This window comes from Actinomycetes bacterium, assembly GCA_024222295.1.
In the GTDB taxonomy this organism is placed as follows: Bacteria; Actinomycetota; Acidimicrobiia; order Acidimicrobiales; family Microtrichaceae; genus JAAEPF01.
The window spans coordinates 1-22,515 of the sequence record JAAEPF010000091.1 but is presented as its reverse complement, the minus strand read 5'-3'; the positions used below and the strand labels follow the sequence as shown (position 1 = coordinate 22,515).

At 68.8% G+C, this 22,515-nt stretch carries 20 protein-coding genes and 2 rRNA genes; 2 read left to right on the top strand and 20 right to left on the bottom strand.

Features of this window, described 5'->3' with window-relative positions:
* Positions 1-6: 6 nt before the first annotated feature.
* Genes GY812_17085 through GY812_17075 form a run of 3 tightly spaced genes read right to left on the bottom strand, consistent with a single transcriptional unit; the run spans position 7 to position 2,219 of the window.
* Positions 7-828, bottom strand: a complete 822-nt coding sequence (locus tag GY812_17085; GenBank protein MCP4437198.1) for an rRNA pseudouridine synthase — start codon at positions 826-828, stop codon at positions 7-9.
* Complete coding sequence (gene scpB, locus GY812_17080) at positions 779-1,456, bottom strand: SMC-Scp complex subunit ScpB (GenBank protein ID MCP4437197.1); 678 nt, start codon at positions 1,454-1,456, stop codon at positions 779-781. The genes GY812_17085 and scpB overlap by 50 nt, the downstream gene beginning before the upstream one ends.
* Positions 1,440-2,219, bottom strand: coding sequence for a segregation/condensation protein A (locus GY812_17075; protein ID MCP4437196.1), 780 nt, complete (start codon positions 2,217-2,219; stop codon positions 1,440-1,442). The genes scpB and GY812_17075 overlap by 17 nt, the downstream gene beginning before the upstream one ends.
* A gap of 96 nt (positions 2,220-2,315) precedes the next feature.
* On the opposite strand from GY812_17075, the gene trpS reads away from it, so the two are divergent.
* Positions 2,316-3,293: a tryptophan--tRNA ligase gene (gene trpS, locus GY812_17070; protein MCP4437195.1), complete on the top strand. Its 978-nt coding sequence runs from the start codon at positions 2,316-2,318 to the stop codon at positions 3,291-3,293.
* 31 nt (positions 3,294-3,324) lie between these two features.
* On the opposite strand, the gene GY812_17065 is transcribed toward trpS, so the two are convergent.
* The 14 genes from GY812_17065 to GY812_17000 all read right to left on the bottom strand — a co-directional run bounded on the left by GY812_17065 (position 3,325) and on the right by GY812_17000 (position 19,369).
* Positions 3,325-3,864, bottom strand: coding sequence for an HD domain-containing protein (locus GY812_17065; GenBank protein MCP4437194.1), 540 nt, complete (start codon positions 3,862-3,864; stop codon positions 3,325-3,327).
* Positions 3,861-4,829 (bottom strand): tyrosine recombinase, encoded by a 969-nt coding sequence (locus GY812_17060; protein ID MCP4437193.1) that lies wholly within the window; start codon positions 4,827-4,829, stop codon positions 3,861-3,863. The genes GY812_17065 and GY812_17060 overlap by 4 nt, the downstream gene beginning before the upstream one ends.
* Positions 4,829-5,374, bottom strand: a complete 546-nt coding sequence (locus GY812_17055) for an NUDIX hydrolase (protein MCP4437192.1) — start codon at positions 5,372-5,374, stop codon at positions 4,829-4,831. Before GY812_17055 ends, GY812_17060 begins: the two co-directional genes overlap by 1 nt.
* A gap of 3 nt (positions 5,375-5,377) precedes the next feature.
* The gene (locus GY812_17050; protein MCP4437191.1) at positions 5,378-7,051 is read right to left on the bottom strand and encodes a CTP synthase; all 1,674 of its coding nucleotides are present in this window, start codon (positions 7,049-7,051) and stop codon (positions 5,378-5,380) included.
* 81 nt (positions 7,052-7,132) lie between these two features.
* A complete protein-coding gene (locus tag GY812_17045; GenBank protein ID MCP4437190.1) occupies positions 7,133-7,981 on the bottom strand; it encodes a hypothetical protein in 849 nt (282 codons plus the stop codon).
* Positions 7,978-10,224, bottom strand: coding sequence for a hypothetical protein (locus tag GY812_17040; GenBank protein MCP4437189.1), 2,247 nt, complete (start codon positions 10,222-10,224; stop codon positions 7,978-7,980). The genes GY812_17045 and GY812_17040 overlap by 4 nt, the downstream gene beginning before the upstream one ends.
* Positions 10,221-11,315, bottom strand: coding sequence for a glycosyltransferase family 4 protein (locus GY812_17035; GenBank protein MCP4437188.1), 1,095 nt, complete (start codon positions 11,313-11,315; stop codon positions 10,221-10,223). Before GY812_17035 ends, GY812_17040 begins: the two co-directional genes overlap by 4 nt.
* Positions 11,312-12,964 (bottom strand): murein biosynthesis integral membrane protein MurJ, encoded by a 1,653-nt coding sequence (murJ, locus tag GY812_17030; protein ID MCP4437187.1) that lies wholly within the window; start codon positions 12,962-12,964, stop codon positions 11,312-11,314. The genes GY812_17035 and murJ overlap by 4 nt, the downstream gene beginning before the upstream one ends.
* A complete protein-coding gene (locus GY812_17025; protein ID MCP4437186.1) occupies positions 12,961-13,980 on the bottom strand; it encodes a copper transporter in 1,020 nt (339 codons plus the stop codon). The genes murJ and GY812_17025 overlap by 4 nt, the downstream gene beginning before the upstream one ends.
* Entirely contained in the window at positions 13,980-15,170 is a 1,191-nt protein-coding gene (locus GY812_17020) for a hypothetical protein (GenBank protein ID MCP4437185.1), read from the bottom strand. The genes GY812_17025 and GY812_17020 overlap by 1 nt, the downstream gene beginning before the upstream one ends.
* Positions 15,170-16,756 carry a DNA repair protein RecN gene (gene recN, locus GY812_17015; GenBank protein MCP4437184.1) on the bottom strand — a complete coding sequence of 529 codons (1,587 nt, stop codon included), beginning with the start codon at positions 16,754-16,756 and terminating at the stop codon, positions 15,170-15,172. Before recN ends, GY812_17020 begins: the two co-directional genes overlap by 1 nt.
* 40 nt (positions 16,757-16,796) lie before the next feature.
* Positions 16,797-17,645, bottom strand: coding sequence for an NAD(+)/NADH kinase (locus GY812_17010; protein MCP4437183.1), 849 nt, complete (start codon positions 17,643-17,645; stop codon positions 16,797-16,799).
* Positions 17,642-18,514 carry a TlyA family RNA methyltransferase gene (locus tag GY812_17005; GenBank protein ID MCP4437182.1) on the bottom strand — a complete coding sequence of 291 codons (873 nt, stop codon included), beginning with the start codon at positions 18,512-18,514 and terminating at the stop codon, positions 17,642-17,644. Before GY812_17005 ends, GY812_17010 begins: the two co-directional genes overlap by 4 nt.
* Positions 18,515-19,369 carry an HAD-IIA family hydrolase gene (locus tag GY812_17000; protein MCP4437181.1) on the bottom strand — a complete coding sequence of 285 codons (855 nt, stop codon included), beginning with the start codon at positions 19,367-19,369 and terminating at the stop codon, positions 18,515-18,517. It lies immediately after the preceding gene.
* 107 nt (positions 19,370-19,476) lie between these two features.
* On the opposite strand from GY812_17000, the gene GY812_16995 reads away from it, so the two are divergent.
* Positions 19,477-20,364: a fructose bisphosphate aldolase gene (locus GY812_16995; protein ID MCP4437180.1), complete on the top strand. Its 888-nt coding sequence runs from the start codon at positions 19,477-19,479 to the stop codon at positions 20,362-20,364.
* A 94-nt stretch (positions 20,365-20,458) separates the two neighbouring features.
* Here GY812_16995 and GY812_16990 read toward each other — a convergent pair whose 3' ends face one another.
* From GY812_16990 to GY812_16980, 3 genes are all read right to left on the bottom strand, one after another.
* On the bottom strand, positions 20,459-21,061 hold the full coding sequence (locus tag GY812_16990; GenBank protein ID MCP4437179.1) for a type I 3-dehydroquinate dehydratase: 603 nt from the start codon (positions 21,059-21,061) through the stop codon (positions 20,459-20,461).
* Between the two features lie 657 nt (positions 21,062-21,718).
* A 5S ribosomal RNA gene (gene rrf, locus GY812_16985) occupies positions 21,719-21,835 on the bottom strand.
* Between the two features lie 77 nt (positions 21,836-21,912).
* Positions 21,913-22,515, bottom strand: a 23S ribosomal RNA gene (locus tag GY812_16980); the annotation flags it as partial.

Genomic DNA, 22,515 nt, shown 5'->3' with positions numbered 1-22,515 from the left:
GCGAGGTTACCCGTCGCGCCCCGGCCCGCCTTCACCGTTTGCAGCGGCCCCGAACGCGGCGCGCTCCAGTTCCCGCAGCTCCTCGGTGCTGAGGTCCCGCCACTGCCCCGGATCGAGCGCCGGGTCCCGCAGCGGGCCAATGCGCGTGCGAACCAGGCGCACCACCGGATGACCCACCGCCTCGCACATGCGGCGCACCTGGCGGTTGCGGCCCTCGTGGATCGTGAGCTCCACCATCGAGGGCCCGGGGTGAGCCACCTTCGCCGGCGCCGTGCGCCCGTCGTCGAGCTCCACGCCCTCTCGCAGGCGGCGCAACGCACCCCGGCTGGGATCGCCCTCCACCTGTGCCAGGTACTCCTTGGGCACCCCGTATCGGGGATGGGTGAGCCGGTGGGTGAGCGACCCGTCGTTGGTGAGCAGCAGGAGGCCCTCTGTGTCCATGTCGAGTCGGCCCACCGGGTGCACCTGTGGTTCAGCGGGCACCAGTTCGATCACGGTGCGGCGCCCGTGGGTGTCCGACGCGGTCGTCACCACGCCGGCCGGCTTGTTGAGCAGCCAATGCACCAACGCCGGGTTGACCGCCACTTGCACGCCATCCACGCGGACCGCGTCGACGGCGGTGTCCACCCGTCGGCCCAGCTGGGCGACCTCGTCGTTGACGGTCACGCGACCCGACGAGATCAGGTCTTCGGAGGTGCGGCGCGAGCCGAACCCGGCGCGGGCGAGGACCTTCTGGAGTCGTTCGCCGCCCTCGGGCAGCGGTCGTTGCGGATCGGGGTCAGTCACCGGAATCGGCGACCGCCACCTCCGCCGCAGCGACCTCGGCATCATCGTCTTCGATGCGAAGGCCCCGCTCGAGCTGCTCGACGACGTCGGCTTCGGGGATGAAGTCACCGAGCGACGGCAACTCGTCGACGCTGTTGAGGCCGAGGCGCTCCAGGAACATGGAGGTTGTGCCGAACAACGACGCCTGGCCCGGTCCGGGATCCTGGCCGATCTCGGCGATATATCCCCGCTGGGTGAGCGTGCGGATCACGCCGTCGACGTTGACGCCGCGGATCGCGGCCACCTGCGCCCTTGAGATCGGCTGCTTGTAGGCCACGATGGCGAGTGTCTCCAGCGCGGCTGCCGAAAGCCGGGCCGACTGGCCCGTGAGCACGAAGCGCTCCACGTAGGCGTTCTGAGACTCGTGGCTCTGGAACCGCCACCCACCGGCGACGTTGACCAGTGCAAAGCCCCTGCCCTCGCTCTCATAGGTGGCGGCCATGGAGGCGAGCACCTGCTCCACGATCGCCGGCTTCACCTCGCACAGCTCGCCGAGCAACCGGGCCTCGGTCGGCTCCTCGGCCACCATCAGCACAGCTTCAAGAGTGCGGCGCAGCTCGGTGTGGTCGCCGCCCTCCACGGCGGAGTGGTCGCCGCCCTCGGGAGCGGAATCGTCAGCCGTCGTAGACATCCACAGCCTCCAGCTCTGCAGCGCCCATCGCCTCGGGACCACACCAGACGACCTCGATGTCACCGAAGGTTTCCGGCTGGCGCAGGTCTATCAGGCCCTGCTTGAACAGCTCGAGGATCGCCAGGAAGTTCACGATCACCTCCATGCGCTCCACCATCTGTGAGGTGAGGTCACGGAAGGTGGCACGACGCCGGGCGGGAAGCTCGCGGCACAGGTCGGCAACGGCGTCCATCACCGACACCTTGATGGGTGCCACGTGGAACAGGTCGATCCGGGGCTGCGCCTTGGGCTGCATCGCCCTCAGGAACGCCTTGCGAACCTGCTCAGGCTTCACACCCTCGAGCAGGTCGGGGGTGAGCTCCACGAAGCGCTCGTCGGGGCCGACAACACGGGGCACCGACCTCGAGGCCACGTTGTGAAGCGCCGAAATGACCTGTGCTGCGTCCTTGAAGGTCTTGCACTCCAGCAGGCGTGACAGCAGGAGATCGCGCTCTTCCCACAGCGCCAGCTCGTCATCCAGATCCAGGTCGGGATCATCGGGGAGCAGCCGCTTGGTCTTCAGCTCGACCAGTGTGGAGGCAATCAGCAGGAACTCGGTGGCGATCTCGAGGTCGAAGTCTTCCATCTGTGCGAGATGGGCGAGGTAGCCGTCAACGATCGTGGAGAGCGACACCTCGTAGAGGTCCACCTGCTCGCGCAGGATCAGGTGCAACAACAGATCGAAGGGCCCCTCGAACACAGGGGTCTGCACGTCGTACGGCACCAAAACATCGTAGTTCGCGCGCGCCGCGACTGCTTACACGCATGTCATTTGCCCGGCCGGCTCCGGCGCTGGTTACGATTCTGCGCCGTGACCCGTGTGTTTTCAGGCATCCAACCAACTGGCGACCTCCACCTCGGCAACCTGTTGGGCGCCGTGCGCCACTGGGTGAACGACCAGCACGTTGACGACAGCGTGTTCTGTGTTGTCGACCTGCATGCCCTCACCGTGCCCAAGCAGCCCGGCGAGGTGGGCTCACGCACCCTGGAGCTGGCCCAGGTGCTCATCGCCTGCGGGCTCGACCCCGAGGTCTGCGTGCTCTTCGCACAGAGCCACGTGCCCCAGCACGCGGAGCTCGGCTGGATCCTGCAGTGCAGCACCAGCTTCGGTGAGCTCAACCGCATGACGCAGTTCAAGGACAAGTCCTCGAAGCAGAAGGACTTCGTATCCGCCGGGCTGTTCGCGTACCCGTCGCTGCAGGCCGCCGACATCCTGCTCTACGACACCGACCGGGTGCCTGTTGGTGAGGACCAGCGCCAGCACATCGAACTCACCCGCGACGTCGCTGAGCGATTCAACGGCCAGTACGGCGAGACCTTCGTGCTGCCCGAGGCCGTGCTCCCGCCTGCGGCGGCCCGCGTGATGGACCTGCAGGAACCGGCGAACAAGATGTCCAAGTCGGCCGAGTCCGACGCCGGCACGATCCTGCTCACCGACGAGCTCGCCCGTACCGCCAAGAAGATCAAGCGTGCGGTAACCGACTCGGACAACGAGGTGCGCTGGGACCCTGTGGACAAGCCCGGCGTTTCCAACCTGCTGGGGATCCTCGGTGCCACCACCGGACGCGACCCTGAGGCCCTCGCGGATGAGTACGACCAGTACGGTCCCCTCAAGGGCGACACCGCCGATGCCGTGACGGCGATGCTCGAGCCGATTCAGGCACGCTTCGCCGAACTCACCGCCGATCCCGGCGAAACAGCCCGCCTGATGGCTCTCGGAGCAGCCAAGGCGTCCGAGATTGCTGTTCCCGTACTGGATCGCGTGATGGAGCGCCTCGGCCTGCTCCCCCGCGGCTAGCTCAGTCGAGCTTGCAGCCACACCGACAAGCTCAGTCGAGCTTGCCGCCGTCCGCGGCGGCGAGGATCCGACCCTGCTCGACCGGCACGGTCCAGTCTTCCTCGAGCAGGTGGTGCTCAGCCGCCCACGCCACGACCCGCGAGTCGCTCCCGGCGACGCTCAGCAGGTCGGCACCCAGCCGTGGGTACTGCATGTAGAGGCCGACCTTGCGCGTGAACCCGGTGGTGTCCGCCCATTGCTCGGACATGTCGGCGCCGCCCACCCAGCCCGACAGTGTGGCCACCGTGCGGCCATAGACCCCGAGGTCGGGCACCGACTTGCCCACGTCGTGCATCAGCGCCGCAGCCATCATCCACTCTGGTGGATCCTCGCCGAGAGCGGCGAAATGGCGCTCCACCGCCCGGGCCACTGCCACGGAGTGGCCACGGTCCGAGGCGCGCATCCGCGCAAAGAGCGTAGCCTCGCGTTCGGTGAGCCAACCCGCCGCCCACTCGAGATCGGCCGCATCCGGTCCACCACCGAAAGCGGTCGAGAAGAACCGACCTGCGCGGTGCAGCGGCTGGAGCTTCACCTGCGCCTGCCGGCTGTGGCCCGCGGGTGCGCCGCCCGGTACGCCTCGAACAGTCGGTCGGTGGCAACCCGCGTGTACACCTGGGTGGTGCTGACCGAAGCGTGCCCCAGCATCTCGGCCACCGTTCGGATGTCGGCGCCGCCCTCCAGCATGTGGGTGGCACACGAGTGCCGCAACACGTGTGGGCTGATGTCGCCCTTCACGCCTGCCTGTGTCGCTCGTTGGCGAATCGCCGTCCACGCGGCCTGGCGGGACAGCCGGCGACCCCTGACCCCGAGGAACACCGCATCGAGCGAATCGCGGTCGGCCTTGGCGTTGATCACCGCTGGACGGCCGTCGTCGAGCCAGACCGCCAGTGCCCGCACGGCGGGTCGGCCGATGGGCACCACACGCTCCTTGTCGCGCTTGCCGAGCAAGCGGGCGAGACCGGCGTCCATGTCGAGGTCACCGAAACGAAGCCCGCAGGCCTCGCTCACCCGCGCGCCCGTGCCATACAGGAACTCGAGCAGCGCCGAGTCACGAATGCCCATCAGATCGCCGCTGGCGGCAGCCGTGGCTGCGGCATCCAGGATGGACTCCACGGCGGCTGTCGAGAGTGCCTTGGGCAGGGCGTCCGGCTGGCCCGGCAGCTCCACATCCTGGGTGGGGTCAGTGACCAGGATTCCCTCTGCGACGACGTGGCGAAACAGGCCTCTGACCGACACCAGCATCCGGGTGACCGACGAGGCGGCAAGGCCTGAGGAACGAAGTCGCGCTGACCATGCCACGACGTCGTCCTCGGTGGCTTGCAGCGGCGGCACTCCCCTGTCGGCCATGAATCCGCAGAACCGACGCAGGTCGGCCCGATAGGCCGAGACGGTGCGTTCCGAGCGGCCCCGTTCCACCGTGAGGTGGGTCAGGAACCCCTCCGCCTCGATCGGCAGCTCCGCAACCGTTGGAGCCCGGGTGGCCGACCGCGCGGCCATCAGCGCGCCGACAGCCGCTCGCGTGCCATCAACAGTCCGATCACGGTCTTCGCGTCAGTGATCTCCCCGGCCTGCATCGCGGCCGGTGTATCCGCCAGGGGCATGCGCACCTCGTCCATGTGCTGCTCCTCCGGACCCTGGCGGTCACGCCCCACCTCCTTGAGGCCCGTGGCCACGAACACATGGCTCTCCTCGTCGGAGAACCCGACCGAGTTGTGGAACGTGGCCAGCTTCTCGAGGTTCTCAGCGACCAGCCCCACCTCTTCGGCAAGCTCGCGCTGCGCCGCATCCTCGAGGTCCTCGCCCTCCACGTCGAGCTTGCCGGCGGGGATCTCGAGCATCCTGCGATTGAGCGGGGCCCGGAACTGGCGCACGAGTACCACCTCACCGGAGTCGAGCACGGGTACCACCGAGACGGCCCCGGGGTGGCGCACCACGTCGCGCACGATCTCGGATCCATCGGGCGTCTCGAAGCGCGACCGGTACAGGTCGATCACGTGGCCCGAGTGGAGCTGCTCCTCGCCAAGCGGGCGGAACTCACCCACGCGTCAGCCGCGCAGGTCGGCAGTGTCGCCCGTTGGCTCCCCGTCGCCGGCCTTGAGGTCGAGAAGATGCGGGTTGCGACCCTCGGCACGACCCTTGGAAGCGGCCATGAAGGCGTCGAACAGCGGCGCGGGGCGCGTGGGTCGGCTCTTGAACTCCGGGTGGGCCTGGGTGGCAACCCAGAACGGATGGTCCGCGAGCTCGATGAACTCCACCAGGCGGCCATCGGGTGACGTGCCCGAGCAGCGAAGCCCGGAGCCCTCGAAACGCCGGCGGTAGATCGGGTTGAATTCGTAGCGGTGGCGGTGACGCTCTGACACCACCGTGGTGCCGTAGGCCTTTGCCACCACGGAGTTGTCGTCGAGCTGGGCGATGCACGCGCCCAGGCGCATGGTGCCGCCCTTGTCGACGATGTCGCGCTGGGAGTCCATCAGGTCGATGACCGGATGCGGCGTCTGGGGGTCGAACTCGGTGGAGTTGGCGTTGTCGAGGCCCAAACCATTGCGGGCCCACTCGATCGTCATCACCTGCATGCCCAGACATAGCCCCAGGCAGGGCACGTCGTTCTCGCGGGCGTAGGTGGCTGCGGCGACCTTGCCCTCCACTCCGCGCTCACCGAAGCCTCCGGGAATCACGATCCCGTCGAGGTCACGCAGACGGCCTTCGGCGAGCAGCCCCTCCACGTCCTCGGCCTGGATCCACTCGATCTGCACGTCACATCCATGCGCGAACGACGCATGGTTGAGCGACTCCACGACCGAGAGGTAGGCATCCGGCAGGCTCACGTACTTGCCGATGATCCCGATTCGGGTCGGGAAGTCGGCCGAGTTGACGCTGTCGACCAGCTCACGCCATTCGGTCAGGTCCGGCTGCACCTCCGGCAGTCGGAGAATGTCGCAGACCACCGAGTCGAGCCCCTCGTCGTGCACGACCAGCGGGATGTCGTAGAGGCTGTCGGCGTCGGCCGCGTTGACGACCGCTTCGGGCGGCACGTCGCAAAGCGAGGAGATCTTGCGCTTCAGGTCGCCGGAGATCTCCTCCTCCGAGCGGCACACGATGGCATCGGGCTGGATTCCACGGCTGCGCAGCTCGGTGACCGAGTGCTGTGTGGGCTTGGTCTTCTGCTCGCCCGACGGCCCTATGAACGGGATCAGCGTGACGTGCACGTAGCAGACGTTCTCGCGACCCACATCGAGGCGGAACTGCCTGATGGCCTCGAGGAACGGAAGAATCTCGATGTCACCGACCGTGCCACCGATCTCGGTGATCACCACGTCGGTGCCGTCGATCGCGAGGCGCGAGATGCGGTCCTTGATCTCGTTGGTGATGTGCGGGATCACCTGCACCGTCTTGCCGAGGTACTCGCCCCGCCGCTCCTTGGCGAGCACCGCGGAGTAGATCGACCCGGTGGTGGCATTGGAGTCACGCGTGAGGTTCTCGTCGATGAACCGCTCGTAGTGGCCCAGGTCGAGGTCGGTCTCGCCGCCGTCTTCGGTGACGTACACCTCACCGTGCTCGAACGGGTTCATCGTGCCGGGGTCGACGTTTATGTAGGGGTCGAGCTTCTGCATCGTCACTTGCAGGCCCCGGGCCTTGAGGAGTCGGCCAAGGGAGGAGGCGGTGAGCCCCTTGCCGAGGCTTGATGCGACTCCGCCGGTGACGAAGATGTGCTTGGCCACAACCACTCCAGACGTCGGTTCGTTCGAGGGTAGCGCGCGCACCGGGACGGTCCGCGCACGGCGGAGAACCCTTGGCAGGACTCAGGTCCTCAGCGACCCCAGTCGGTCGAACCAGCGCAGTGGAGCCACGCGGTCGATCACGGCCGAGTAGCTCACGGCCTCACTCGCGGCATTGGCGAGGACCAGCACGCCGAGCAGTCCCCATCGCCAGCCCGGTGCGGGGATCGCGATGAGCCACGCGAAGCCGACGAGCGCCCCGAGCGGATTGGCACCCGCGTCGCCCAGCATCATGCGCTCGCGGAGGTCGGGCCACAGCAGGCCGATGCCGGCACCGATGCCAACAGCCGGGCCGGCGAGCTCCGGACGGCGTGCCACCGCAGCGGCAACGAGGAAGAACAGGGTCGAGAACTTCGTGCTGCGCCCGGGTGCACGGTCGAACAGGTTGGCGAGGTTGGCCGCGAGTGCGACCGTGGCACCGTCTCGCAACGCGGCCAGCACTCCGACATCCGCCGCGGGAGCCGCTGACGCGACGAGGATGCCCGCAGCGGCGCCTCCCACGAGCTTCACGGCGCCCGTGGACAGCTCTCCGCGCAGCAGGGAGCGGACATGCTGGCGGAACCCGCCGGACTGCCCCACCCCGGCCACGTCATCGAGCAGGCCGAGCAGCGAGAAGACCGCCGTGGCCAGCAAGGCGGTACGGCCCTGCTCGTACCAGATCGCCCCCCGGCGCGCGCTCAACAACGCCAGGTGGCCCGCAGCCACGAGCACCACCACGCTCAACGGCACCAGCACCCCCACCCCGGTCGGGATCGGCCGGCCCGCATAGTTTTCGCGCATCAGGGGCTCAGCGGTGAAGAGGCCCCCGCAGGTCACCCACAGACCGGCGCCGATGAGTGCCCCCGCCACCAGTGCCAGCAGCGTCGCGGTCACGGATCCGAGCCCCGCAGCCCGATGGCCAGCACAGCCGTGTACGGCAACGCCACGGCAAGCATCATCGCAGGCATCGACACACCGGAATCGTTGAGCGCCCACGCCACGAGCCCGAGCGTGATCGCGGAGATGCCGAAGGTCCGAAACGTCGGGTGCGCCGCGTTGATCTGGCGCAGCACGTTGTTGGGCCGCCAGGTGAGGTACACGAAGAACAGCAGCGCGGCGGGGATCACCCACGTCCACACCGTGGTCGTGAGCACCGACAGGTTGGCGTTGAGCTTCCGCTCGAGGATCAGCAGACCCTCGCCGTCGATGAGCCGCTCCGCGAAGCGCCCGAGGTGGGTCCGCGACTCGGGCGGCCTCGACAGGTCGATCGCTGCGAACAGGGCCAGCACCGCCACGGTCCCCACCGCTATCAGCGCAGCTGTCCCCCACCGGATCCTCCTGCCCGTCAGCAACAGCACGCAGACCGCGAATGCCGGCACCGAGGCCAGGACGCCACCGACATCGCTGCCGAGGGTGGGTGCGCCCACCAGCACCACGACCACGGCAAACAGGGCCAGCACCAGCGGCAGGCGGCCCCGCTCGCGGCCCCGGTCGGCCATCGCGGACCACAGCCCGCACGCCACGAGCAACGACGACACGGAAATGAGGCTGAACGCCTGGTTGCCGAACCCGGCGAACCGACCGGCCACGATCGGCGAGTAGCCGAAGATCGTGTCGAGCTGCAGATGGCCACCCGTGAGGATGTCGATGGCCAGCACGGCGATCGTGGCCGCTGCCACCAGCACGGGGGCGAGGCCGTGATCACCCCGCGATGCTGCGAGGCACAGCCAGGAGACGACTGCAGCCATGGCCAGCAGGGCCAGGCCGTAGGTGACCACCCCGAACGACGAGTACGGCAGGAGCCCGCCCAGGTAGGTGCACGCCGGCACCGCCATCACCAACAGCGCCAGGTAACGCAACCACGGCGACCACGACGGTCCGCGCACCGAGCCGATGGCCACGAGCACCAACATGACCACCAGCAGCACGATGAACGACACGGTGAGCGGCCCCACGACGTCGTCGCGGAACACCGCCCGGTCATTCGAGCGGATCAGGAGGCTGACCTTGTCGTCCAGACCGGTGGAGTCGGCCGAGGTGGTCACCGGCGTGTCGCTCATGCCGTCACCCGTCTCGACGCCGAGGTGCCCGAGCGCGGTCGAAGCCAGGTCGGCCAGCGACACGTAGCCGTCGCGACGAGTGGTCGAAGACCTCGCCCATCCCGCCTCGGTGTCGGGGCCGCTCAATGCGTACACCGTGAGTTCCTCGCCCGACAGCGGCGCTGTGGGTGCCACGAGCATCACCATGTCGGAGTCGGGGTCGGGGTCGACTTGCGCCAGGAGTCCGCCGAGCAGCTGGTCGGCACGCTCCAACGCCAGGTCGTAGGCATCGTCGGCCGCCTGCGAGGTGGACACAGCACGAGCCTGTTCGGCCCGCTCCAGGTCTGACATCTCCACGAGCAGCAGTCCGGCTCCCGCATCGAGCGCGGCGCCTGATGCCGCCAGGGTCACCAACGGGTCCATGCGGATGCCGCCCGGTGCGGCCGGGTCCGCCACGAGCAAGGTCTGCGCCACTTCACCCAGGGGGGCCTGGCCATCGTCATCAAGCACGGCCAGTGCACCGTCGCGCCGCGGCTCCGCCCCGAAACCCTCATCAGCGTTGGCGACTCCTGCGACCGCGATTCCAGCCTCACGCAGCGCTGCGCCCATCGACCCGGGTGTGCTGCCGTACAGCAGCTCATCGTTGCGGTCGATCACACTGGCGAAGTCGATGCCCAACAGCTGCCCGGTGGCTGCGACGCCGAGGCGTCGTTCGAACACCTCTGCGGCCGACCCGGTCTCGGTGGACTCGGCCGGGTTGAGAACCCCTCCGACGTCTCCCGAGCTGGGTGCAGTGGTTCGGTTGCCCGCGCCGATCGTGAGGTAGGCCTTGGCCGGGGTCGTCCGCGCCCCCACGGTGCGGGTGCTCATGGAAGCAAGTGCAGCCGAGCCGAGCAACTCGTCGATCACCGGGGTGTCGACCTCGTCCAGCCGCTCCCAGGTGAGCCGCGGGAAGCTGAAGATGAAGACCTTGCCGTCCTGCTCGCCACCCGACTGCGCGGCCGATGACTGCGCCGGCACAACGGTCATGGCCACCGACAACGCGACCAGCAGCAACAGGACTGGGCGCGGTGCGGAGATCCGGAGGTTCGATGTCACTCGACGAGCTCCAGATAGGTGGCCATGATCTCCTCGACGGCGCGGGCGGGTTCGAAGACCTGCCGGGCCCGGTCTCGGCCGAGCGCACCCATGGCGGCTGAGGCCTCCGGATCGTCCAACATACGGCAGAGGGCCTCGGCGACCGCGGCATCGTCTCCGAAGGGCACGATCGTGCCGCCGACGGTGCCGTCGAGCACCTCGGGCGCCAGGCCGGTGGGGGTGGAGACCATCGGGACGCCGAGTTGTGTCGTCTCGGCCAGCACGAGCGCCGCCCCTTCCCAAATCGACGTCATCACGGCCACATCGGCCGCCGCGATCTCGTCCACGGCGTGGGGCCGTGCCCCCACGAGCCGGGCGGAGTCGCCCAGGCCGAGCGAGTCGTGCAGGGCGTCCAGCTCGGAGCGCAAGGGACCATCGCCCACCACCAGCAGCACGGCCTCGGGGTGGGTGCGGTGCACCGACTGCCATGCCCGAAGCAAGGTCGGCAGGTCCTTCTGGGGGTGCAGCCGGGCCACGCACACCACGAGCGCAGTGGCATCGTCGATACCGAGCCCGGCCCGCACGGCCGAGCGGTCCTGGCGGACGACCGGTGGCGGCGAGGCCGGCAAGGCCACGCGGATCCGCTTGGCAGGCACGAACTGCGAGAGCTGCTCGGCCATCTGCGAGGTGAGCGCAATCACACGGTCGGCCCGGGCGAGCACCTGGCGCTCGAGGGACCGCTGCACCGCGGCGGACCTGCCGGCGGACTCGTCGAGCACGATGTTGTGCACGGTCACCACCAGTGGCCGCGACGGCCGCCCCGCAAGCGCCGTCCAGGCAGCCTTCAGGCCGTGCGCATGCACGAGCTGTGTGCCGCCCCGCCACTGGCGCAGCTGGCGCCGCGCGGCCACCAGCCCCCGTGGATCGAGGGATTCCGGCACAGCGACCACCCCGGCCTGCCCCCCGAGTCCCTCCATGACACCGGCCGGACCCACAACAGGGGCACTGACACCCCTGTCTGCCAGCCCCCTGGAGAGCTGGGCGACGTGGCCGCGGATGCCGCCCGTCGACGGACCCAGCAGCTGGAGGGCGGAGTGGAGTGCTCCCGTCACGACCGGGCCCCCAGGCTGGCAACTCGTCCCTCGGCCGCCCCTAGCGAGCGCACCGCCGCGGCCGGTCCCGGCCCGCCGAGCAGCCACTGGACCGCGAGCGTCACCAGCGCCAGCACCACGGCACCCACGGCGACTGCTGTCGCCGCCATCACAACCCCGACCGGCGATCCGCCGGCTGCGTCGAGCAGGGCGTCCGCGACCAACCATCCGACAACCGCGCCGACCGCCGACGCCACCATCGAGCGCAGCAGGGGAAGCAGCACCGCTGTGACGCGCACCTCGTGGCGGTGCATGCGCGTACGCACCACGGCCGCAAGGGTCAGTGCACCGAGCACCTGTGCCACCGAGAACCCGACGCCGATGGCCGTCACCGTGTGAGCCTCGTCAGCCATCTCGACGAAGCTCCACATGGCCACGGCGCCCACGACAGCGACACCGAGGTTCACCAACGTGGGCGACGGAGTGTCCCGGTATGCGTAGCTGACCCGAGTGAGGAACAACAGCATCGAATAGGCGGGCAAGCCGATCGCGAACGCCGCGATGGCCCCGGCGATCTCGTCCACCTGCGCGCTTGCGTTGCCACGCGCCACCAGTTCCGCCAGGGGCAGCGACAGCGCCACCAGCGCCGCGGCCGAAGCAATCGTGAGGAACGTGATCGACCGGGTCGCACGCCCCACCTCGGTCGCGAACGACTCGTAGTCACCGGCGCGCTCGTCGCGGGTGAGGGTGGGAAACACAGTGGTGAAAACGGGTACTGCGAACAGCGAGTTGGGCAGCATGAACAGGACGAAGGCGAGCTGGTACACCACGACGCCGCCCTCCGCCCGGTTCGACAGCACCAGCACGACCACGAGCAGCACCTGGGTCAGAGCGAGGAACCCGGCGGCCCAGCTCCCCTCGCGGGCCAGCCTGCCCAACACGGGGTGGCGGACTTCGAGGCGCGGCCGCAGGTGGAACCCCGAACGCCAGAGGCCGGCGAGTGGTACGAGGCAGAACGCCACCACGCCGGCCGTGGTGCCCAGCGCCAGCACCAACTTCTCGGCCAATGTGAGCTCGAGCGATGGTGCCTGGCCGCCCCGCATCAACCCGAACACCACGTACACACCGATGACCACGACGTTGTTCACAGTCGGGGCGAACACCGGCAGGGCGAACGAGTTGCGCGCATTGAGTACGGCCGTGGAAACCAGGTTGAGGCCGTAGAAGACGATCTGGGGCAGGAAGAACCACAGCATGAACGTGCCGAGTTCGACCTGCGCCTCGCGGATCGCCGGATCCTGCACGCCTGACACGAGAATCGACATGATCCACGGAGCGGCGACCATTCCTGCCGCGACGATCGCGGCCAGCAGCGACACCATCGCGCCGAGCACCACACCCGCGGTGTGCTCGGCGTCCTCCTGGCGGTGCCGGTCGATGGCGTCGACCATGATCGGCACCAGCACCGACTGCAGGGCCCCGGCGGCGAACAGCTCGAACAGGATGTTCGGAATGGCATTGGACGACTGGTAGACGTTGCCGAGGTACGACGTGCCGAGCACGGCGGCCACGACCACCACACGGGCGAAGCCTGTGATCCGGCTGAGCAGCGTGAGGCCGCTCATGCGCACCGCCGCGCGGTTGCGCACCTCCAGCTGGTTGGCGCTCACTCCTGGGCCGTCGGCGGGTAGGGGACGCTGACTCCCTCGCCGAGGCCGTAGTGGCCGACGATGCCCTCCACCAGGGCCTGCATTCCGTAGACGACCGAGAGACGGGCCAACGGTTCGGTGGCGAACTGCACCGAACTCACCTCGTTGGATGCCGCACCGCTGCGGATCGGTTCGAGCACGGCCGGCAGCTCCTCTCCCTGCTCGGGCGAAGCCGGAGTGTCGCCGGGTTCGCGGGCCTCCTCCACGCCTGCCACCAGCATCGTGGTGCCCGACTCCGACCCGTAGTCCTCGACGAAGGGAATCATCCAGTCGGTGGCCGATGGCTCCGCCGCGGCCGCCACGACCACGAGGTATCGCACTCCTGTCGTCTCGGGAAACGCCACCTCGGCGGGCTGTCCCGCGGCGTCGAGCCCGATCAGGCCGGCCTCGGAGAACCCCTCGATTGTGTCGCGCGCGGCGGCCTCATTGACAAGCACCGGATCCACCGGTGGTGCCGCTGGGTCCACCGGCGCCGGGGGCGCCTCGACATCGGGTGGCTCGGCTGACAGCACGGCCAGCGCCGCTGCGAGTTCATTGGCGCGCTGAGCAGGCGAGTCCGCTTGCACCCCGGCGCCGCCCCCGCTCGGGGTCTCAGCGATGGCCGGTTGGATCACCACTCGGCCGAGCACCGAGGCGCCGGCATTCTCGAGCACGGCGGTGAGGTCATCGACCGAGCCATCAGGCAGGCCCGATGCGGGAACAACGAGCACCACGCCGTTGTCCGTCAACGTGGCTGCCGATGCCCTGCTCCCCTGCTCGGTGAGAGCCTGTGCCGCCTCGTCGTTCGCCTTCAGGAAGTCCCTGTACTCATCGAGCCGGCCGCCACGCTCGCGAAAGCCGGTCTCGAGGTCATCGACGCGGCCGCGCATCGAGTCGACCGTCGCCCGGTCGATGAAGGACGCGCCCATGGCCACACCGACACCGAGCGCCAGGAACACGGCCACGAGGCTCACCACGTGGAAACGGATGTTGATCATCAGGCACCCCCGCCCGCGAGGAGCCCGGCGATGGGCGGCGCCGCGCCGGTCAGCAACACCCAGTTGGTGCGTATCAGCAGCCGGATCGGCTCGCTGATCACGATCACGACCGCCATGGCGAACACAGCGGCGAGTACGAGCAGCACCAGGTCACGCTTGCGGACCCGACCGCCGTACAGGCGGCTCACTCCTTTGGCATCGACAAGGATCGGGCCGACCTTCATGCGGGTGAGCACCGTGGAGGCCATGCCGGCACGCCCCTTGTCGAGGAAGTCGACCATCGACGAGTGCGTGCCGACGGCCACGATCAGCTCGGCGCCAAGGTCCCAGGCCATCAGCATCGCGATGTCCTCGCTGGTGCCGGAAGCCTGGAACGTGTGGTGCTCGAGTCCGAGCTCGTCCAGGCGGTCGGAACCGGGTGCCCGCCCGTCGCGGTAGGCGTGCACGACGAGTTCGGCGCCGCAGCTCAGCCCGGCTTCGGACACCGAGTCCATGTCGCCAATGATCACATCGGGAGTGACGCCGTTCTCGAGCAGCGCGTCCGCGCCGCCGTCGACTGCGACCACAAGTGGGGACATCTCGCGCAGGTACCCCGAGCCGCGCAGGTGGGCCAGGTCTTCCTTGTAGGAATGGCCGCGTACAACGATCAGCACCTGGCGGCCGGTCCAATCCCCCAACTGCGGAACGGCGAGGTCGTCGGCAAGAAGGTCCTGGTTGTCCTCCACGTAGTCAACGGTGTTCTGCGCGAACCGGCTCAGCTCTGCCCCGAGACGGGACCGGCTGTGGTCGTGCACCGACTGGATGCTTTCCTCGTCCTGGCGGATGCCCGCGGCCACCAGCAGCTCGCCGTCGAGCACCTTGTGCCCTTCGATCGTGACAGTGTCGCCCTCGGAGACGTCTTCCATCAGTGCGGATCCGAGGTCGTCGACCAACACGATTCCGGCGCGCAGCAGCAACATCGGACCTTCGTTGGCGTAGCGGCCCGAACTCGACCGTGCGACGTTGAGCACCGCGGCCGGCCGGGCCTCCACGAGGCTCTCGGCCGCGACCCGGTCGAGGTCCTCGTGATCGATCACCGCGATGTCGCCGGGCCTGAGGCGCGTGACCAGCCGCTTGGTGCGGTAATCGACCTTCGCAGGGCCGCTCAGCGAGGAGTCATCGGCAGCGGCGGAGCGCCGCCCACGCGCCATCACCGCGTCGCTCCGGCCAGGAGCTCTTCGGCGTGTCGGCGTGCCGTGTCCGAGTCGGGCGAGCCGGACAGCATCCGCGAGATCTCCACGATCCGCTCGTCGTCGGCCACCGGGCGGACGTCGGTCACGGTGGTCGACCCGTCGGTGCGCTTGTCCACCGCAACCTGTGATCCCGATGCGGCAGCGACCTGCGCGAGGTGGGTGACCACCAGCACCTGGCGTGATTCCCCCAGGCTGGCGAGCGCTGAGCCCACGGCGTTGGCGGCCGAACCTCCGACCCCGGCGTCGACCTCGTCGAACACCATCGTGGGCGGTCCGCCGCTCAGCACGAGGCGGAGGGCGAGCATCACCCTCGACAGCTCTCCGCCCGATGCGGCCTTGGTCAGCGGTGCGGGGGTCGCGCCGGCATTGGCCCCCAGGCGGAACTCGACCGCCTCGCCGGCACCGGGGAGTGCATCGGTGTCAGTCACGCAAACCTCGACGACGGCGCCGCCAAGTGCGAGGTCACCGAGCAGTGCACTCACTGCCGCGGCCAGATCGGGGGCGGCCTCGCGGCGAGCGCTGCCAAGGGCATCGGACGCCTTCGCCAGCCTCTCGCCGGCGGCGGAGATCAACTCGCCGAGTTGGGCGCGGCGCTCATCCAGCCCCTCGAGCACGGCCAACTCGGAGTTTGCGCGATCCAGGTACGCGAGCACCTCGTCGACGGTGTCGCCGTACTTGCGGCGCAACTCCACGAGAGACTGCCGACGCTGGCGCACCTCGGCGAGGCGCTGCTCGTCTGGCTCGATCGACTCGCCCCTGTCGCGGACCTCCGCCGCGACGTCGCCCAACTCGGCCAGCAGCCCATCGAGGCGACCGGCCTGCTCTGCGAAGGGCCCGCCGTCACCGAGGCGGGCACGGGCCCTGGCGATCAGGTCCTGGGCCGCGCCGTCGCCCGAGAGCAGGTCCGCCACGCCGGCGGCCGAATCGCGCCACTCGAGCGCTCCGGCGAGCAGTTCCTCCTCGGCATCGAGCGCTTCGTCCTCGCCCACTCGCGGCGACACGCCCTCGATCTCGGCGATCTCGTATCGAAGCAGGTCGAGTTGGCGCTCGCGGGACCGGTCGTCGCCACCCAGTGACTCGAGTTGGCTCCGCAGGTCTGCGAGCTCGGCGCGGGCCTCGGACACCGGCGAGGTGTCTATGGCTGCGAAATGGTCGAGTGCGTCGCGTTGGCGCCGCGGGTCGAGAAGCTGCTGCTGGGCATGCTGGCCGTGGATCTCGAGCAGTTCGCCGGACACCTCGGAGAGCTTGGCTGCCGGCACGAGTTCCCCGTTCAGGTAGCACCGCGACCGTCCACCCGCCGGCACGATCCGACGCAGCACCCACTCGGTCTCGCCGACGGCGAAGAGACCTTCCACGACGGCTTCGTCCGCGCCGGCTCGTACCCGCGACGGATCGGCCTTCTCGCCGGCCAGCAGCCTGAGTGCCTCCACCAGCAGCGTCTTGCCTGCGCCCGTCTCGCCGGTGAGTGCCGTCATCGACCCTGAAAAGGGGATGCGCGCATCGGCAATCACGCCGAGGTCCCGGACCGCCAGCTCGACCAACATCTGGCACAGAGCGTAGGCGAGCGCCCCTGTCAGGCCGCGACTAGCGGTCCCACAAGCCCAGCTTCTCGCGCAACACCGAATGGAAGTCGTGGCCGCCGAAGGTCACGAACAACGAGGGCCGGTCAGCAGCGGTGCAGGTGATCGACTCCCCCGGCTCCAGTGGCGTGAACGGGCGGCCGTCCACCGACAGTCCGCCATCGCGGGTGCCACGAACCGTGACGCGGACCTCACAGTCCGGGCGCAGCACCATGGAGCGGTCGAACAGCATGTGCGGGGCCACGGGGGCGAGGATCATCCCGTTGTGCTCGGGATCCACGATCGGCCCGCCAACGGAGAACGAGTAGGCGGTCGACCCGGTCGGCGTGGCCGCAATCAGGCCGTCGGCCACCCATGTGGTGAAGCCGCGGCCATCGAGCTCGACCTCCAGGCGCACCGTGCGTCCGGGCTCGGACTTCTCGACCACAGCCTCGTTGAGCGCACTCGTGGTCTCGGTGGACCCATCGAGGCGCTGCACACTGATGCCCAGGCGCATCCTCTCCTCCACCCGGTATGCACCCGACAGGAATCGCTTCAGGGCCATCGCCACGCCATCGCTGTCGACCTCGGTGAGGTAGCCGAGGGTGCCCAGGTTGGCGCCCAGCACCGGCACATGCTCACGAACAGCGAGGTCGGCCGCCCGCAGCATCGTGCCGTCGCCGCCCATGCTCACGACAAGGTCGAGCCCCACCGAGAACTCGTCCTCTGCGACGCCGAGGTCCTCGCGGCCGAGCCGCTTCGCGTCGTCGACCGGCAGACGCACCTCGTGGCCTCGGCTCTCCAGCCAGTCGACCGCGCCGATCACATCGTCGGCCGACAGCCCGTCGTGCAGCACGAACCCGAAGGCGCTCACTTCGCGGCCTCCACCGCGGCAGCCACCGCCGCGTCGATCAACGCGGCCGACTCCCCCGGGTCCGCATCAGCACGGTCGCCATGGGCACGGTCGCCATGGGCACGGTCCACATAAGGGGGTCCGCCGGCTGCGCGGGAGTTCACAAGGTGGATGCAGAACTCGACGTTGCCCTCGGCACCTCGCAGCGGGGAGACCATGGCATCCATCATGGCGGCTCCGAGCCCCTCCGCGGTCGAGACCACCCCGGAAAGGGCCTCGCGCCAGACTTCCGGGTCGCTGATCACACCGCCGCCCCGAGCCGCTGCCTGTCGGCCGGCCTCGAACTGGGGTTTCACGAGCAGCACCATCCATCCACCCGGTTCGACCTGTTCCACCAGAACCGGCAACACCACCGTCAGCGATATGAACGACAGGTCACCTACCGCGGCGTCGATTCGCCCCAGTTGTCCCCGTTCCACATGGCGAAGGTTGGTCCTCTCGAGCACGACCACCCGCTCATCGGAGCGCAGCCGCTCATGCAGTTGGCCGCGGCCCACGTCGAGCGCCACCACCTCGGCCGCCCCGGCCTGCAGCAGGCAGTCGGTGAAGCCACCGGTGGACGCCCCGGCATCAAGCACACGCAGCCCGGTCGGGTCGACGCCGAAGCGATCCAGGGCACCCGCCAGCTTCTCGCCGCCACGGCCCACGAAGCGCGGCGGGTCGCCGGTGATGTGCACCGACTCGGCTCCGTCGACCATTCGGGCGGGCTTCGTAGCCACCGAACCGCCCACGAGCACGCGCCCCTCCTGCACCAGCGTCCGCGCCGCCGCCCGGCTGTCGACCAGGCCCCGACGGACCAGTTCTGCATCGAGGCGACGACGGGTTGCCACTCAGCGGTCCTCGGTGTGCCCCGTCACGATCGCGGCCAGGTCGTCGCCAACGAGCGCTGTGGGCACCTCCACTGGCAGGTCTGCCTGCGAGGTGACCCCCGAGAGCACGAGCGCGAACCGCACACCCAGGTTCTCCGCCAGCCTGCCGTCGGTGCCGGGGCGGTCGCCCACCACGATCACGCCGCCTCGGCCGTCTGAGGCGCCACCCCGCTCGCCGAGGCCGAGCATGTCGATTATCAGGTCACACATCGGCCCCAGCGGCTTGCCCGCAACCTCTGCTCGCACCCCTGCGCCCGTCTCGACGGCCGCCAGGAGCGATCCGCAGCCCGGGTGGATCCCGTCCGCGCCCGGGAAGGTGGCGTCGTCGTTGGTCGCGAGCAGCCGCGCTCCGGCACGCACGGCCGCCTGAGCGGCGTCGATCTGGCGGTAGCCGAAATCGCGGGTGAGACCCACCACCACTGCGTCATAGGGCCGGCCCGAGGCGGCGGGATCGGACGCGCGGGCGGTCGCCGCGGCCACGATCGGAGCCGGATCGGCCTCGGCGGCAGCTGTGGGGCGGGCGCCATGCTCGGCCAGCGCGTCAAGGAGGCCGGGGCCCCCGATCACGAGTACCGACTCGCCGGGCTCCACCAGCGCACACACCGCATCAGCGGAGGTCACGACCTTGCAGCCATCGGGGATCCCCTGCTCGGACAGGCGCGCAGCACGCGCTTCGCCGGACTCGGCGGAGTTGTTGGTGCAGAACAGCACCCGGTCGCCCCGTGCCAGCAGCTCGCCGATCGCCTCCGCGGACCCCTCTATGGGAACCTTGCCGCGCCACATCACTCCGTCGAGGTCGACCACCCAGTCGGTCATGGGCCCACCCTCGCACACCACCGCGAGCTGGCTGCCGATCCATGCGCTGTGCAAACATGACGCTGCCCAGCCCGAACGGGCCCAATCGGAAGCGGGAGGCGCCCGAAATGAACAACGAGCAGCTCACCAAGGTCCGCGAAGCGCACGGCTTCGTGGCGGCACTCGACCAGTCCGGCGGCAGCACGCCCAAGGCCCTGCGCCTCTACGGCATCGAGGAGGACGCATACTCGGGCGAGGACGAGATGTTCGACCTCATCCACCAGATGCGCAGCCGGATCATGACGAGTCCCGCGTTCGGCGGCGACCGGATCGTGGCCGCCATCCTCTTCGAGATGACCATGGACCGGCAGGTGGCCGGCAAGGACACCGCCGCATACCTGTGGGACGTCAAGAACGTCGTTCCGGTACTCAAGGTCGACAAGGGCCTTGCCGACGAAGCCGACGGCGCCCAAGTCATGAAGCCCATCCCGGGCCTCGACGAGCTGCTGGAGCGGGCCAAGGCGAAGGGCATCTTCGGCACCAAGATGCGTTCGGTGATCAAGGTCGCCGACGAGACCGGGGTCAACGCAGTGGTGGACCAGCAGTTCGAGATCGGTCGCCAGATCGTCGATGCCGGCCTCGTGCCGATCATCGAGCCCGAGATCGACATCAACAGTCCCTCCAAGGCGGAGGCCGAGGAACTGATGCGGGCCGCCATCCTCGCCCAGCTGGACGCCCTCGGCTCCGAGCAGCTCGTGATGCTGAAGCTCACGCTGCCCGAGACCGACGACTTCTACCGCCCGCTCATCGAGCACGACCGTGTCGTCCGGGTGGTTGCCCTGTCCGGGGGCTACAGCCGCGAGGAGGCCAATGCCCGACTTTCGCGCCAACACGGCATGATCGCCAGCTTCTCGCGGGCACTGACCGAGGGACTGTCGGCCCAGCAGAGCGACGACGAGTTCAACGCCATGCTGGACTCCTCGATCGGCAGCATCGCAGAGGCCTCCGCCACCTGACATGCCCGGGCCAGCCCCGTTCGTTTCGTTGGCCCCTCTTGTTCGAGCTGGATCACGCACAGCGTGATCCAGCGCCAACAAGGCGCGTGACCACTCAGCCCAGGGAGTCGAGCCGCTCAGCCACGTCCACGAAGTCCGGCTGCGCCCGCGCCAACCGACCAAACAGCTGGCGGGCCTGAGGCAGGTCGCCGCTGCGCTCGTAGAGGTCCGCGAGCGCATATGCGCGCCGCAGGTGGAACTCGGCGGGCTTCTTGGGGAACTTGAATCCCTTGGCGAGCAACGCAATCGCCTTGGACAACTCGCCACGGTCGGCCAGGGACCCTGCGGTCACGATCCGCCCCTCGGTGACCAGGTCCGCCGACGGCGAGACCTCGCGCAGTTCTGTCCAAAGCTCATCCACCCTCTTGTGCCGGCCGAGGGCCCGCTGGCAGTCTGCCAGCACCGGGTGCTGCTCCACCGAGCCGTTGGTGAGCGACACGAACTCCTCGAGGTGCTTGGCTGCATCCTTCCAACGGCCCAGGCGGTACAGGCTCAAGCCGTACAGCTCCTGCACTTCCGGAACCGCCGGCACCTCCTCGACGATGGGCCGCAAGGTGGCTCGGGCCTCCGGGAACCGGTCCAGTGAAAACGCACGGGCGGCCTCTTCGAACCTCTTCTCGAGGCGCTCGGCGCGCTGGCGGCCCACGAACTCAGCCATGGACGGGACCTGCACCGCGGGCCCGCGCTGTCGACGTTTCTTGCCGGCACCGCCCTTGCCGCGATCGGAGCCGGGTCGCCTCGTCTCGGATACCGGCCCCTCGTCGATCCACTCTTCTTGTGGTTCCGGTGGCTGGGGCTCGGGCTTGGGCGGCTTCGACTCCCGCCTGCCCCCGTCGTCACGGCCATCCCGGTACTGATCGCGGCCGCCGCGGCCTCGATCGGCGCCGCCAGGCCCCCGGTTGTCGCGTCCACGGTCGTCGCGACCGCGTGTGTCACGCCCCCGGGTGTCCCGATCCCTGCCTCCGCCGGTGCGGCTGCCACGGCCGGAAGAGCCTCCGCTACGACCCTGGCCCTTACCGGAGCCGGGGCGACGAGAACCGCCACCGGATCCAGGCTTGCGGGGGCCACCGCTGGAGCCCTTGCCGCGCGACTCGCCATCCGAGCGAGGCTTGCCGGAGCCCCCAGACTGGCGCTCTGAACCGGATCCGCCGCGACCGGGCTTGCCCGAGGGGCGGGACTTGGGGCTGGATCGGCGGTCGTCAGGCATGATGATGCAATCGAAGAGAGGCGGGGGGACCCAACCTAGGCCCGGTGGGGCGTGACCAGGGCCCAAAACGAAATCGGGGGGAGCCCGCGGGCTCCCCCCAAGTAAGAAATCCGGCGGCGTCCTACTCTCCCGGGGACACTCGTCCCAAGTACCATCGGCGCTGGAGGGCTTAACTTCCGTGTTCGGAATGGGAACGGGTGTGACCCCTCCGCTATGGCCACCGAAAGATCAATTGTCACGATGCGCCGACACGGCGCTTCTCGAGTACTTCATAGCGAGCACGAACGTCTGGGTAAGACGAAAACTCAAGCCCTCGGCCGATTAGTACCGGTCAGCTCAACACATTGCTGTGCTTACACAGCCGGCCTATCAACGTGGTCGTCTACCACGGGCCTTACCAGGTTAACCCTGTGGGTGGACTCATCTTGAAAAGGGCTTCCCGCTTAGATGCTTTCAGCGGTTATCCCTTCCGCAGGTCGCTAACCAGCCATGCCCTTGGCAGGACAACTGGCACACGAGAGCTGCGTCCGTCCCGGTCCTCTCGTACTAGGGACAGCTTTTCTCAATCCACCTTCGGCTGCAGAGGATAGGGACCGAACTGTCTCACGACGTTCTAAACCCAGCTCGCGTACCGCTTTAATGGGCGAACAGCCCAACCCTTGGGACGTGCTACCGCCCCAGGATGCGATGAGCCGACATCGAGGTGCCAAACCTTCCCGTCGATATGGACTCTTGGGGAAGATAAGCCTGTTATCCCCGGGGTACCTTTTATCCGTTGAGCGACGGCGCTTCCACACGCTACCGCCGGATCACTATGCCCAGCTTTCGCTCCTGCTCGACTTGTAGGTCTCGCAGTCAAGCTCCCTTTTGCCATTGCACTCGTCGCCTGATTGCCAACCAGGCTG